16 protein-coding genes and 1 riboswitch are annotated in these 13381 nt (G+C 62.7%); of the genes, 4 read left to right on the top strand and 12 right to left on the bottom strand.

Annotation, left to right across the window (positions count from 1 at the left end; all coding sequences use genetic code 11):
- Positions 1-16: 16 nt before the first annotated feature.
- From BPNPMPFG_RS31430 to BPNPMPFG_RS31415, 4 genes are all read right to left on the bottom strand, one after another.
- Positions 17-937: a pirin family protein gene (locus BPNPMPFG_RS31430; protein ID WP_258592424.1), complete on the bottom strand. Its 921-nt coding sequence runs from the start codon at positions 935-937 to the stop codon at positions 17-19.
- A 38-nt stretch (positions 938-975) separates the two neighbouring features.
- Positions 976-1242 carry a DUF2277 domain-containing protein gene (locus BPNPMPFG_RS31425; protein ID WP_258592423.1) on the bottom strand — a complete coding sequence of 89 codons (267 nt, stop codon included), beginning with the start codon at positions 1240-1242 and terminating at the stop codon, positions 976-978.
- Positions 1243-1353: 111 nt separating this feature from the next.
- Positions 1354-1605, bottom strand: a complete 252-nt coding sequence (locus BPNPMPFG_RS31420; protein WP_013532792.1) for an exodeoxyribonuclease VII small subunit — start codon at positions 1603-1605, stop codon at positions 1354-1356.
- Positions 1606-1608: 3 nt separating this feature from the next.
- Positions 1609-2535 (bottom strand): histone deacetylase family protein, encoded by a 927-nt coding sequence (locus BPNPMPFG_RS31415; RefSeq protein ID WP_258592422.1) that lies wholly within the window; start codon positions 2533-2535, stop codon positions 1609-1611.
- A gap of 121 nt (positions 2536-2656) precedes the next feature.
- Positions 2657-2837: riboswitch (cobalamin riboswitch) on the top strand.
- A gap of 60 nt (positions 2838-2897) precedes the next feature.
- Here BPNPMPFG_RS31415 and bluB point away from each other — a divergent pair.
- Positions 2898-3635 carry a 5,6-dimethylbenzimidazole synthase gene (gene bluB, locus BPNPMPFG_RS31410; protein ID WP_258592421.1) on the top strand — a complete coding sequence of 246 codons (738 nt, stop codon included), beginning with the start codon at positions 2898-2900 and terminating at the stop codon, positions 3633-3635.
- A gap of 3 nt (positions 3636-3638) precedes the next feature.
- Here the strand turns inward: bluB and BPNPMPFG_RS31405 are convergent, their stop codons facing one another.
- Positions 3639-4622 carry a hypothetical protein gene (locus BPNPMPFG_RS31405; protein WP_258592420.1) on the bottom strand — a complete coding sequence of 328 codons (984 nt, stop codon included), beginning with the start codon at positions 4620-4622 and terminating at the stop codon, positions 3639-3641.
- A gap of 96 nt (positions 4623-4718) precedes the next feature.
- On the bottom strand, positions 4719-5327 hold the full coding sequence (locus BPNPMPFG_RS31400; protein ID WP_258592419.1) for a TetR/AcrR family transcriptional regulator: 609 nt from the start codon (positions 5325-5327) through the stop codon (positions 4719-4721).
- A gap of 121 nt (positions 5328-5448) precedes the next feature.
- On the opposite strand from BPNPMPFG_RS31400, the gene BPNPMPFG_RS31395 reads away from it, so the two are divergent.
- The gene (locus BPNPMPFG_RS31395; protein WP_258592418.1) at positions 5449-6672 is read left to right on the top strand and encodes an MFS transporter; all 1224 of its coding nucleotides are present in this window, start codon (positions 5449-5451) and stop codon (positions 6670-6672) included.
- Between the two features lie 52 nt (positions 6673-6724).
- Here the strand turns inward: BPNPMPFG_RS31395 and ribB are convergent, their stop codons facing one another.
- Both ribB and aroC read right to left on the bottom strand, forming a co-directional pair.
- A complete protein-coding gene (gene ribB, locus BPNPMPFG_RS31390; protein WP_258592417.1) occupies positions 6725-7825 on the bottom strand; it encodes a 3,4-dihydroxy-2-butanone-4-phosphate synthase in 1101 nt (366 codons plus the stop codon).
- A gap of 111 nt (positions 7826-7936) precedes the next feature.
- Positions 7937-9046: a chorismate synthase gene (gene aroC, locus BPNPMPFG_RS31385; RefSeq protein WP_258592416.1), complete on the bottom strand. Its 1110-nt coding sequence runs from the start codon at positions 9044-9046 to the stop codon at positions 7937-7939.
- A gap of 177 nt (positions 9047-9223) precedes the next feature.
- Between aroC and BPNPMPFG_RS31380 the strand changes: the two genes are divergently transcribed.
- Complete coding sequence (locus tag BPNPMPFG_RS31380; RefSeq protein ID WP_258592415.1) at positions 9224-9484, top strand: DUF1344 domain-containing protein; 261 nt, start codon at positions 9224-9226, stop codon at positions 9482-9484.
- Between the two features lie 107 nt (positions 9485-9591).
- Here BPNPMPFG_RS31380 and BPNPMPFG_RS31375 read toward each other — a convergent pair whose 3' ends face one another.
- The 4 genes from BPNPMPFG_RS31375 to BPNPMPFG_RS31360 all read right to left on the bottom strand — a co-directional run bounded on the left by BPNPMPFG_RS31375 (position 9592) and on the right by BPNPMPFG_RS31360 (position 12643).
- Positions 9592-10179, bottom strand: coding sequence for a histidine phosphatase family protein (locus tag BPNPMPFG_RS31375; RefSeq protein ID WP_258592414.1), 588 nt, complete (start codon positions 10177-10179; stop codon positions 9592-9594).
- Positions 10180-10223: 44 nt separating this feature from the next.
- Positions 10224-11042 (bottom strand): enoyl-ACP reductase FabI, encoded by an 819-nt coding sequence (gene fabI, locus BPNPMPFG_RS31370; RefSeq protein ID WP_023808634.1) that lies wholly within the window; start codon positions 11040-11042, stop codon positions 10224-10226.
- Positions 11043-11149: 107 nt separating this feature from the next.
- On the bottom strand, positions 11150-12079 hold the full coding sequence (locus BPNPMPFG_RS31365) for a DnaJ C-terminal domain-containing protein (RefSeq protein ID WP_258592413.1): 930 nt from the start codon (positions 12077-12079) through the stop codon (positions 11150-11152).
- Between the two features lie 102 nt (positions 12080-12181).
- Positions 12182-12643, bottom strand: coding sequence for an RT0821/Lpp0805 family surface protein (locus BPNPMPFG_RS31360; RefSeq protein WP_258592412.1), 462 nt, complete (start codon positions 12641-12643; stop codon positions 12182-12184).
- A 58-nt stretch (positions 12644-12701) separates the two neighbouring features.
- Between BPNPMPFG_RS31360 and pdxH the strand changes: the two genes are divergently transcribed.
- Entirely contained in the window at positions 12702-13319 is a 618-nt protein-coding gene (gene pdxH, locus BPNPMPFG_RS31355) for a pyridoxamine 5'-phosphate oxidase (protein ID WP_258592411.1), read from the top strand.
- Positions 13320-13381 lie beyond the last annotated feature (62 nt).

The following is a 13381-nucleotide window of genomic DNA, read 5'->3' as shown; positions in this document are numbered from 1 at the left end:
GTGACGCGGATCGGGCTTAGCTTTCCGGCAATGGGATGAACTCTTCCTCATCGCCGGGAACGATATCGAAGCGGCCCGTCTTCCATTCTTGCTTGGCCTGTTCGATACGCTCCTTGGAGGACGAGACGAAATTCCACCAGATGTAGCGTTGCGAGCCAAGCGAAGCGCCGCCAAACAGCATGAAATGTGCCCCTGCCTGCGACGATACGACGATCTCGTCACCGGGCCGGAACACCAACAAGCGCTCAGCCGGAAATACATCACCTGAAATCGAGACCTCGCCTTCCAGCGTATAGATGGCGCGTTCTTCCGCATCGGCCGGGATTTTCACGCTGGCCCCAGGCGCCAGTCTCAGGTCGGCGTAGAGCGTCTCGGAGTCGGCTCTCACCGGGGACCGCAATCCCTGGAAGTCCCCGATGACAACGCGCCCACTGACACCTTCGGCATCGATCTCGGGAAGCCGAAGTGCCGCGGTGTTCTCGAACACCGGCGCCACTTCTTCCTTGCCATCCGGCAATGCCAACCATGTCTGCAGGCCGGAGATCGACATCGGCGCACCACGCAATTCCTCCGGCGTGCGCTCGGAATGGACGATGCCGCGGCCGGCGGTCATCAGGTTCACGTCACCGGGCTGGATGACCATTTCGGTGCCGAGCGAATCGCGATGTCTGATCTTGCCGTCGAACAGATAGGTCACCGTCGACAGCCCGATATGCGGATGCGGACGGACATCGAGCGCCTGGCCGGCGCGCAGGATCGCCGGACCCATGCGGTCGAAGAAGATGAAAGGCCCGACCAGCCGCCTCTTGGCGGTCGGCAGAGCGCGGCGCACCTGGAAACCGCCAATGTCCTTGGCGTTCGGTATGACCATCAGCTCGATCTGGTCGCTGGCAAAAGCATCGCCGACTTCAGGGTCTTTCCCAGGGAAGAAGCTCATGGACTCTCCTTGTCAGCGGCCGTGCCTGCTTAGCCGCATTAGGCAAAACGGACCGCCGCTTTTGCCCGCAACTTGGCTGCCACCTCCTCGCGATTGCGAGGATGCTGATGGGTCTCGAGGGAATCGAGAAGCTCGCGCGCCGACGCCGCGATGGCCTCGACGGCATGGTCGAACGCGTGCTGGTTCTGTTTCGAGGGCCGCGTCGTTCCGCTCAGTTTGCGGACAAACTGAAGTGCCGCGTCGCGCACCTCGTCATGGGTCGCCGGCGGATCAAAATTGAACAGGGTCTTGATGTTTCTGCACATCGTTTCCGAACCTCCTCTTGTCCTGAAGCCCTTTCAATCGGGACGAGTTCTATCCTCGATCATGATCATGTCCAAAAACCGGTGAGGCAAGACCATCATTCGGACCGCGCCTCAGTCCGCGTCGAGCGGCTCCGTTCCAACCGGCTTGCCGTCGCGCGACAGCCTGATCTTCTCGACCTTGTCCTCGGCGGCCTTCAGCAGCCGGTCGCAATGCGCCTTCAGCGCCTCGCCGCGCTCATAGATCCGGATCGACTGGTCGAGCGGCACGTCGCCGCGCTCCAGATCATCGACGATCTTCTCCAACGCGTCGAGTGCTTGTTCGAAGCTCATCGCCTTGACGTCTTCGTTGGTCTCACCAGCCATCATTCATCCTTTCATCAGCCGCCCGACATGGGCGGCGACCGAAAATGCCAGTCCCTGCAGATCGTAGCCACCCTCGAGCAGGCTGACGAGCCGGTTGCCGCTGTGGCGCGTGGCGCGCTGCATCAGCTGGCCGGTTGCCCAGTCGAAATCATCCTCGGTCAGATTGATCTCGGCCAGCGGGTCGCGGTGGTGCGCGTCGAAACCGGCCGAAATGATGATCAGGTCGGGCGCGAAACTGTCGAGCGCCGGCAGCACGCGCGACAGGAAGGCATCGCGGAAAACCTCGCTGCCGGTTTGCGGCGCCAAAGGTGCGTTGACGATGTTGCCGGCGCCGGTCTCGTTCTTTGCCCCGGTGCCGGGATAGAGTGGCATCTGGTGCGTCGAGCAATAGAGCACCGACGGGTCGTCCCAGAAAATATCCTGTGTGCCGTTGCCGTGATGCACGTCCCAGTCGACGACGGCGACACGCTCGACGCCATGTTTCCTCTGCGCATGGCGCGCTGCGATCGCCGCCGTGTTGAAGAGGCAGAAACCCATCGCCGTGGTTTTTTCGGCATGATGGCCGGGCGGCCGCGCGGCGACGAAGACATTGTCGGCGCGGCCTGTGAAAACATCATCGACGGCGGCATTGGCGGCACCGATCGCCGTGATCGCCGCCTGCCAACTCTTCGGGCTGGCGGTGGTGTCGGCGTCGATGCGGGCGATGCCTTGGTCGGGAATGGCGGCGCGCACGCGGGCGACGAAATCGGCGGGATGCGCGTAGAGGATCGTCGCCTCGTCGCCTTCCGGCGCCTGGACGCGATCGAGCCCGGCGAAGGCCTCGTCGTCGAGCACCCGCTCGATGGCGCGCAAGCGGTCGGGCCGCTCGGGATGACCGGGCGGCGTGATGTGCTCGAGGAATATCGGATGGGTGTAGAGACGAGTGACCATTGCCCTAATCTAGTGACCTGGATCGACAAAGGCCATGAGCAGGCGGCTGATGGCTGGGGAAAATCACGCCTGCGTCCATTGGTGTCGCTGCAGGCATTGGCGTCGTCAGTGCTTCGGCGTAAGGTCGCCACCGCTGCCTGGTGCCCGCCGCAAACGGGAGAATCGGGAACACGGTTGAACTCCGTGGCGTGCCCAACGCTGTAAGGGGGACCGCGCCGGTAAATGCCACTGTCTTTTGACGGGAAGGCGCCGGACGCGGGTTGATCCCGAGCCAGAAGACCGGCCTGGCAGACATCGTCATCCGCATGGTCAGGCGGGCGGCATCTACTGCAATCGCAAGGGGACACGCGATGCCGGAAACCATGACCGCTCCTGTTGGCGACGGATTTGACCAGAGTGCGCGCGATGCGGTCTATCGCGCCATGTTCACGCGGCGCGATGTGCGCAGCCATTTTCTGCCCACCGCACTCGACGACGAGGTGCTGGCACGGCTGCTGCTTGCCGCTCACCATGCGCCGTCTGTCGGCTTCATGCAGCCCTGGAATTTCATCGTCATCCGCGACGCCGGGCGACGGGAAAAAGTCCGCGACCTGTTTTTGGCGGCACGCGAACAGGAACTGCCGGCCATCGAGGAAGAGCGGCAAGCGCTCTACCGCAAGCTCAAGCTGGAGGGCATCTGCGAAAGCGCGCTCAACATCTGCATCACCTGCGACCGCCAGCGCTCGCAGGGTTCGCCGCTGGGGCGCTGGCACAATCCGGAGATGGATCTCTACAGCACGGTCTGCGCGGTGCAGAATTTCTGGCTGGCGGCGCGCGCCGAAGGCGTCGGTGTCGGCTGGGTCAGCATCATCGAGGCGCAGGCATTGAAAAGCCTGCTATCCATTCCCGAGCATGTGACGCCGATCGCCTATCTCTGCGTCGGCCGTGTCTCGGAGTTCGCGCCTAAACCGGATCTCGAAACGCATGGCTGGGGCCGCCGCTTGCCGCTGCCGGAACTGATCATGAGCGAGATTTTTTGCGGGCAAGGCGAAGCGGCGCTCAAATCGACCATTGCTGGCCTCAACACCGCAGGCACCGAAGCGGCGGCCTCCAAGCGTTGACAGTCAGGGTGTGGCGCCGGCCGTTCCCCAGCGCGAGCCGCCGAAGGAGGCCAGCGCCTTGTCCTTGAGTTCCCTGAATTTGGAAGACGCCTCCGCCAGCCGGGCATCCCAGGCGGGATCGGGCACCTGGGCCTCGATAGTCCTGAAATAGACCTGCATCAGGCAGGCGATTGCGAAGGGTTCGATGAACGCGGCCTTGAAGGCCCAGGCGAAGACGACGGCGAGCACGAAGGCCCAGCCGGCCAGTTGCCCGGGCATCATGAAAAGAATGGCGCCGGCCGGCGCCAGCATCAACAGGAAGATGACGAAGGACACGCCCCACATGATGACCGCCAGCCAGACGGCGTTCTTGACCATGGTCTTGCCGTTCTGGGCATAGAGCACGACGCCTTGCCGCGCCGTCTCGAACGGCGAAGCGGAATTCATGCGGATGTTGTAGCCGAGGATGATCTCGTCGACATAGGTCAGCGACAGGCGGATCACCGTGTTGATGAAGGAGACCACGCCGCTCAAGCCAGGAATCGGCAGGAAGGCGGCTATGCCGCTGATCAGGCCGGTGATGGCGCGGATGGCGCCCTTGACCAATTGGTCGACGACGAAAAGGATGTTGGCCTCGGCGAAACGCTGGGTCACGATTTCCTTGGCATAGGCAATCTGGTTCTGGCCGTCGGGAATGTCGCGGCCGTCGATCAGATGGACCATGACGGCGATGTGGCCGGCCTTGACGACATAGAGGAAGTATTCGCGGATCCAGTAGACGGCGATCGAGACGATACCGAAGCCGACCACGCCGCCCCACAGGGCAAAGGACAGCGGCCCGTCGGGATCGGCCGAGATATGGCCGACGCCATAGCCGACGCTGGCGCCCGTGCCGGTCGCCAAGATGTAGGCAAGAGTGATGCCGAAATAGACGATCATGCGAAAGACGATGAAGGGCCATGTCCGCATCATGATGGACACCGCCCTGCCGATATCGAAATCCCACATGCCCCGAATCTCCCCCTCAGAGATGGCGCAAGAGGATGCGCTCAAACCAGCCATTGTCAATCGCGGGCAATGATGCCTGACCGTCGAAAAGGAATTTCAATCCGGCTGCGGATCAGGCCTTTTGAGCAGGCCTTCGAGCAGTTGCTTGAACGCCGTCACCACCTTCTTCGACGTCGCTTCGGGGTCGCTCGAATTGGCAATCCGTTGCGCCGCCTGACTGCTCGCCCCGTTGATCAGCCGCGAGGCAGTCTCGGCGTCGAGGCTGGAGACGACAAGCCCCTCCGCCTGCAGCGTCGTCAGATGGCCGGTCATTGAAGCGATGCAGGCATTGGCATTCGGCCATTGTGCCGGATCCCCCAGCACGGCCGGGCCATCCCGGAACATGATGCGCTGGATTTCCGGTTCCAATGCCATCTCGATATAGGTCGTGCATTCGTCAACGAAACGCTGCCAGCGGGTCGGCGCTCTCGACGCGACCTCATTCACCCGAGCAGCCATCTCGCCGTCGATCTCGGCGATGACCGCCTGCAGCAATCCCTTCTTGTCGCCGAAGTGATGATAGAGTGCGCCGCGCGTCAGCCCGGCCGATGCGGTGAAATCATCCATCGAGGCTTCGGCGTAGCCTGTTGTGCCGAAGGCATGGCGGGCCGCCGCGATCAGCTTGGCGCGCGTCTCGGCGATCATCTCCCTGCGAGGTTTGTGCATGGCTTCTGGACCTATTGACATACGTCACGTATGCCAATTGACATACGCGGCGTATGATCTATCTAACAATCATACGCAACGTATGTAATTGTCGAATCTTCCTTTGTCGAGGAACCGGACCATGCAAAATCCTTACTCCGAGATCTTTCGCGCCACCGGCACCAAGGGCTTTGCGGCCGCGGGCTTCATAGCGCGCCTGCCGATCGCCATGGCTCCGATCGGCATCGTGGCGATGCTGTCGCAGACGCGTGGCGAATACTGGCTTGCCGGCGCCGTCTCCGCGACATTCGCGCTGGCCAACGCCTTCGTGGCGCCGCAGATATCAAGGCTGGTGGATCGCGTCGGCCAGACGCGGATCGTGGTGCCGACCACCATCATCTCCGTGCTCGCTTTCGCGGTCCTGATTGCGGCGGCCAATCAGGACTGGCCGGTATGGACGCTGTTCGTGTCGGCATTGCTGGCGGCGGCGATGCCCAGCATGCCGGCAATGGTGCGCGCGCGCTGGACGGAGATTTTTCGCGGGCGACCCGAGATGAATACCGCATTTGCCTTCGAATCGGCGGCGGACGAGCTGGTCTACATCGCCGGGGCATCGCTGTCGGTGGGCCTGAGTGCCGCCCTGTTCCCGGAAGCGGGCATGCTGGCGAGCACGCTGTTCCTCGCCTTCGGTTCGACGGCCTTCATCCTGCAGCGTTCGACCGAGCCGCAAGTGCGGCCAGCGGAATCAGGTTCGCGCGGCTCGGCAATCCGCCTGCGGCCGGTGCAGATCATCACCTTCGCCCTGATCTTCATCGGCGCGACCTTCGCGACGACGGAAGTGAGCACGGTGGCATTCACCAAGGAACTTGGCCAACCGGGTGCCGCGAGCCTCGTCATTGGCGTCTATGCGCTGGGATCGTTCGTGCTCGGCATCATCGTCGGGGCGCTCAACCTGAAAGCGCCGCTGCAACGCCAGCTTGCCATCGCGGTCGCCATCATCGCGCTCAGCACATTGCTGCCGCTGACCGCCCGCTCAGTGCCGCTTCTGGCACTGACCGTCTTCATCAGCGGCGTGGCGATCTCGCCGACCTTCATCACGGCATTCGGCCTGATCGAACGGCATGTGCCGGAGGCCATGCTGACCGAGGGCATCACCTGGGTGACCACAGGGATCGGCATAGGCATGGCGCTGGGCTCGTTCGCAGCCGGCTCGGTGGTCGATGCGTTCGGCGCGCAGAACGGGTTCTGGATCTCGGTGGCTTCAGGCACGATCGCACTGGCCACCGTGCTGCTTGGCCAGAGCAGCCTTGCCACGCCCGAGTGCGAGCTGGACGGATGCGAAGCAGGCGTCGTTGCCGCGGAATGATCCCGAGGCCTCCGGTTCGAACGGACCGGGCGCTATCCCAGGTGGTTGCCGTTCAGAGAATCTCGGTCTTGGCGATGTGGATGCCAAAACCTTCGAGACCGACATAGTGACGTTCGCGCGAAGCGATCAGGTTGATCGAGGAAATGCCGAGATCCTTGAGGATCTGCGCGCCGAGGCCGATTTCGCGCCATTCATTCTCGCGGCGGCGCGCCTCTTCGTGATCCTCGCGGTCGCCGCTCGCCGGCCGCTTGCGCTCCTGATGGGCGACGCCGACCGAGCCCTCGCGCAGATAGACGATGACACCGCGCTTGCGCTCGCCCATCGCCTTCATGATGCCGTCGAGCCGATGGCTGGTGCCGAAAACGTCGGTCACTACGTCCTCGGAATGCAGGCGCACCGGCACGTCCTCGCCGTCGCGGATGTCGCCGAAGACAATGGCGACATGATGCATGGAGTCCCAGGGCAGCGTGTAGGTGAAGACCTGCGCCTTGCCGCCGAGCGTGTCGATCTCCGAGCAAGCCACGCGTTCGACCAACGTTTCCTTGCGTTGCCGGTAGGCAATGAGATCGGCGACCGAAACCTGCTTGAGGCCATGCTGCTCGGCAAAGGCCGCCACCTGCGGCCCGCGCTTGACGGTGCCATCGTCGTTGACCAGCTCGGAAATGACGCCGACAGGCGGCAAGCCGGCAAGCTTGCACAGATCGACCGCGGCTTCCGTATGGCCCGAGCGCATCAGCACGCCGCCTTCGCGCGCGATCAGCGGGAAGATGTGGCCGGGGCGGACGAAATCCGAGCCGCCTACATTGCCGTTGGCGAGGTTGCGAACGGTCAGCGTGCGGTCCTCGGCCGAAATGCCTGTCGTCGTGCCATGCTTGAAGTCGACGCTGACGGTGAAGGCGGTGGTGTGAGCCGAATCATTGTCGGCCACCATCGGCTGCAGGTTGAGGCGCTTGGCTTCCTCGCGCGGCATCGGCGTGCAGACGATGCCTGACGTGTGACGGACGATGAACGCCATCTTTTCGGGCGTGCAGTGGACGGCGGCGACGATCAGGTCGCCCTCGTTCTCGCGCCCGTCATCGTCCATGACGACGACGATCTCGCCGCGCTCGAAAGCACGCAAGGCTTCGACGATCTTCTTCTGGTCGTAAGGCATGGTATGCTCGCTTCGCTCGCCAGGGAGTAGGGGAATAGGGCAGTACGGGAGTAGGGGCAAAGGAAAAAATTGGCTGTCTCGGCGGGCAGCGTACCATACTGCCCTACTCCCTTACTGCCCTACTCCCCTTCCCGTCTGTCCCCGATGACGCAGGTAATGATCGGCAATGGCGCAGGCAACCATCGCTTCGCCGATCGGCACGGCGCGGATGCCGACGCATGGGTCGTGGCGGCCCTTGGTCATGATCTCGACGTCGTTGCCGTCCTTGTCGATCGACTTGCGCGGCGTCAGGATCGACGAGGTCGGCTTGACGGCGAAACGGGCAACGATCGCCTGGCCGGTCGAGATACCGCCGAGGATGCCGCCGGCATTGTTGGACAGGAACACCGGCTTGCCGTCATTGCCCATGCGCATCTCGTCGGCATTCTCTTCGCCGGTGATGCGGGCGGCTTCGAAACCGTTGCCGATCTCGACGCCCTTGACGGCATTGATCGACATCAGGCCGGACGCAATGTCCTGGTCAAGCTTGGCATAGATCGGAGCGCCGAGGCCCGCCGGAACACCATCGGCAACGATCTCGATGACCGCGCCGACCGAGGATCCCGCCTTGCGAATGCCGTCGAGATATCGCGTGAAGACGGGAACGGAGGCCGGATCGGGGGTGAAGAATGGATTTTCGGCGTTGCCAATGAAATTCCAGTTCCAGTTGGCACGATCGATCGATTTTTCGCCCATCGAGACCAGCGCGCCGCGCACCACCATGCCCGGCACCACCTTGCGGGCGAGCGCCCCGGCGGCCACGCGCGCCGCGGTTTCGCGGGCCGAGGAGCGGCCGCCGCCGCGATAATCGCGGATGCCGTATTTGACGTCATAGGTGTAATCGGCATGGCCCGGCCGGTATTGGCGGGCGATTTCGCCATAGTCCTTCGAGCGCTGGTCGACATTCTCGATCAGCATCGACACCGGCGTGCCGGTGGTGATCATCGTCTCACCGTCCTCGTCGAGCACGAAGCCTGACAGCACCTTCACTTCGTCGGGCTCGCGGCGCTGGGTGACGAAGCGTGATTGGCCCGGCCGGCGCTTGTCGAGGTCGGCCTGGATCTCGTCGCGCGTAAAGCGGATGCCGGGCGGACAGCCGTCGACCACGCAGCCGAGTGCGGCGCCATGGCTTTCGCCCCAGGTGGTGACGCGGAAAAGGTGGCCGAACGTGTTGTGAGACATGAAATGACCCTGCCCGGCGTCGGAGCCGGCTCAAGACGCCTTCTATTGGCGTTTTTCACAGGGGTCAAACTGTGATCTGGCGGATTTAGTTTTGACACATTCGGTTGGTTTCTGCTCTGCTCCATCCGCCGTTGAACGCCCGTCGCCATGCCGGTGCAATGATTAAGAGGAACGATTATGCGTACCCTGATTGGCGCCGTTGCCGCCACGCTGCTGCTTTCCACCGCCGCTTTCGCCGGCCAGACCGAGGGCCTGATCAAGAAGATCGACAAGGACGCGCTGATACTGACGCTGGACGACGGCAAATCCTACAAACTGAACGCCGAGACAGATCTCGACGCGCTGAAGCCGGGCATGGACATCGTCATCGCCTACGACGTCACCAATGGTGAAAACGTCATCACCGACATGGAACTGCCGGACAGCGCGGCCAATTAGAGCTTCCAACCCGAATTGGACGCAGTGCCAGCGGTTCGGCATTTCGCTGAACCGCTCTAATCATTTGCTTTTGCGAAGCACTTTCTCTGGACTTGCTCTGAACGGGCCTAAAGCCACTGCAGGCTCTTGCCGTCGAGTTTGAGCACACGATCCTGCGGTATCTCCAGGTTCGCCGCTTCGTCCTCGGCCATCCCCTCGACGAAGCGAAACAAGGTCCGCATGACCCCGCCATGGGTCACGCAGATCGTCTGGCGTTCGATCGCGTCGAACCAGGGCTTCACCCGTTCGAGCAGCATCTGGTAGCTCTCGGCGCCTTCGCCGGGCGGCTGAAAGTTCCACTTGTCCAAAGCGCGTATCCGGCTCGCTCCGGGATACCGCGTCTCCAGCTCGGCAAAGGTAAACCCCTGCCAATCGCCGAAATTGACTTCGACCAGCCGAGAATCAGTTCGATAGCCATCCGGATCAAGCTTCATCGCGGCGCGGATGCGCTGCATCGTCTCGCGCGTCCGTTTCATCGGGCTGGCGACGAAATCGAAATCCTGCGGATTGTGGACGAGTTCGGCCAGCCGATGGCCGTTGCCGTCCGCCTGTTCGCACCCAAGCGTATTGAGGTCAGTGTCGGCCTGCCCCTGAAGCCGGAATTCGGCGTTCCACGCGGTCTGGCCGTGGCGCACGATGTAAACCAGCGGGTACATCAGGTCTTCCGGAACGGGAGCGGGCGGACGACGGTTGGCGGGTGTCAGTCCTTGACCGTCGAAATATCCGGTGCGTCGACCGCCTTCATGCCGACGACGTGGTAGCCCGAATCGACGTGGTGCACTTCACCGGTGACGCCGCGCGACAGATCGGACAGGAAATAGACGCCGGAATCGCCGACTTCCTCTTGTGTCACCGTCTGCTTCAGTGGCGAATTGTATTCGTTCCACTTCAGGATGTAGCGGAAATCGCCGATACCGGATGCGGCAAGCGTCTTGATCGGGCCGGCCGAAATGGCGTTGACACGGATCTTCTTGGCGCCGAGATCGACGGCCAGATAACGCACGCTGGCCTCGAGCGCGGCCTTGGCGACACCCATCACGTTGTAATGCGGCATCACCTTTTCGGCGCCGTAATAGGTCAGCGTCAGCAGCGAGCCGCCATTGGTCATCAGCGCCTCGGCGCGCTTGGCAATGGTGGTGAAGGAGTAGACCGAAATGTCCATGGTGCGCAGGAAATTGTCGCGCGTCGTCTCGACGTAACGACCAGTCAGCTCGTCCTTGTCGGAGAAGGCGATGGCGTGGACGAGAAAATCAAGCTTGCCCCAATGCTTGGCGACATTGGCGAAAACCTCGTCCAGGCTCGCCGGGTCGGTGACGTCGCAATGGCCGGCGACAAAGGCGCCGAGTTCGGCGGCCAGCGGCTCGACGCGCTTCTTGAACGCCTCGCCCTGATAGGTCAGCGCGATCTCGGCGCCATGGTCGACGCACGACTTGGCGATGCCATATGCGATCGACCTGTTATTGGCGACGCCAAGAATAAGGCCGCGCTTGCCGGCCATAAGGCCCTGTCCACCCGCCATGTGAGCGCTCTCCGCAAGATTTTCTGCTTTGTGGAGTGCCCTATCGCACAGGCACAGTGCCCCTTCAAGCGTTCAAACCGGACAGTTCGGGGGACAAAAGCCGCCAATCAACCTTTTTGGCCGCGCAACAGCGCTTCGAGCGCGCTATCGCCGCCCTGCGGCAGCATGATCCGCACATGCGCGTAGAGATCGCCATGGCCGCCGGCTTTCTCCGGCAGGCCCCTGCCCTTCAGCCGCAGGACCTTGTCCGAACTCGACCAGGCGGGAACGTTGACGGCAAGCTTGCCGGTCGGCGTCTCGACCGGCACCTTGGCGCCGAGCACCGCATCCGCCAGCGCCACAGGCAGGTCGGCATGCAGATCGCGCCCCTCGATACGGTAGCGCGGATGCCGGCGCAGATGGATCTTGACCAGCGCATCGCCTGGCTGGCCCGGCCCTTGCTCGCCTTGTCCCTTCAGCCGGATGGTCTGGCCATCCTCGACATAGGCCGGCAGCTTGACCGCCACCTTGCGACCGTCGGGGAACATCGCCGTCACCTTTTCGGCGGTCGCCGCTTCCTCGATGGTGACGTCGAGCGTCACGTTCAGATCGGCGGCGGTCGCCGGCTGACGGCGGTCGCCCGCGCCGGCACCGCGCGCACCTGAAAAGGCATCGCCGAAAATCTGGCTGAAGATATCGCTGTTGCCGTCGAACGGATCGCCTCCGGGGCGGCCGGAGCGGAATTCGAATCGCGAACCGCCAGCGCCTTGCTGCCGGCGAAACCCGCCAAAGGGATCGCCCCCACCGGCGGCACCCTCAAAGCCCTGGAAACGCGGCTTGCCGTCGGCGTCGATCTCGCCGCGATCGAAAGCGGCGCGATTTTTCTCGTCGCCGACGATCTCATAGGCCTGGTTGGCCGCGGCAAAACGGTCCTTCGCCTTGGGATCATTCGGATTCTGATCCGGATGATGCTTCTTGGCGAGTTTCCGGTACGCCGATTTTATGTCCTTGGCCGATGCGTTCTTGGCAACGCCCAGCACCTCATAGGGGTCGCGCATGCTTCCTGTGCCCTGGAAAAGGAGTGAGTCTCTGGTTGCCTCCTATATGCGCTCGCATAGGAAGAAATTCCAGTGCTGGGTCGGCATATCGAAAGCGGAAAATCAGAGTGCCTTGAAGTCCTGCATGTGCCAGCCGCCGGCGCTGGCCAGGCAAAGTTCGCCTTTGAACATGGCAACGCCATCAAAGCTTTCACGCGAGGCCTTGAAGCGGCGGCATGTCTGGCCCTTGTCCTTCAATTCCGCCAGCTCGGTGATGGAACCGCGTGACCCGGTGCCGGCATTCGCCCATGGCACGGCCTGCTCGCCGAGTTGCTCGATATCGGCGGAGGACACCGCATTGCCGATCGTCGTCTGGTCGGAGTCGCGATCGGCATTGGCCGGCGCGGCTGAGGCCGAGGTGCTGCCGGTCAGAATCGACCTGTCGACTTCAGCTTTTTCCAGGCTAAACCCACCCGCGCCGCAAGCGGCGAGCGGCAGCGCGATCATCACGATCGCGGCTTTCGTGCTGGCCGAAGCGATAACGCCCCATTGCCTGCTGTCAAAAGCTTGCGCGATACGCGACAATCGGCAACCTCCCCCTGCTGCATAAGAATCTTGGCTTCGTGACAATTTGAGAAAAACTATGAGTGACACAAAGTTAACAACCAGTGACTTTACCGAAGCCGCGGAGCCGTTTCGCCTCTTTGCCGCATGGCTGGATGACGCCACCAAGAGCGAAATGAACGACCCCAACGGCGTGGCGCTGGCGACCGTCGATGCCGACGGCATGCCGGATGTGCGTATGGTTCTGCTCAAGGGGTTCGATGAAGGCGGGTTTGTGTTCTACACGAATTTCGAGAGCGCCAAGGGCCAGGAAATTCTTGGCAGCATGAAGGCAGCCATGTGCTTCCACTGGAAATCGCTGCGCCGTCAGGTGCGCATTCGCGGTCCGGTTGAGATCGTCAGCGACGCCGAAGCCGACGCCTACTACGCGACGCGGCCGCGCGGCAGCCGCATCGGCGCCTGGGCCTCGAAACAGTCGCGGCCACTGGAAAGCCGCTTCGCCTTGGAAAAGGCGGTGGCCGAATACACGGCGCGCTATCCGATCGGCGAGATTCCCCGGCCAAAGCATTGGTCGGGTTTCCGCATCGTGCCCACGACCATCGAGTTCTGGCACGACAGGCCGTTCCGGCTGCATGACCGCGTCGTCTTTTCCCGCGATGCGAAGGACGGCTGGGACAAGACGAGGCTTTATCCCTGAGGCGCCAATCTCCCCAGCGGAGTGCAGGGCAGTCGCATATGGGAAGCCGAGGTTTTCGCCCT

The organism is Mesorhizobium sp. AR07 (assembly GCF_024746815.1).
Taxonomy (GTDB): Bacteria; Pseudomonadota; Alphaproteobacteria; order Rhizobiales; family Rhizobiaceae; genus Mesorhizobium.
The sequence above is the reverse complement of the archived record's forward strand: the minus strand, read 5'-3'. Positions and strand labels throughout refer to the sequence as shown.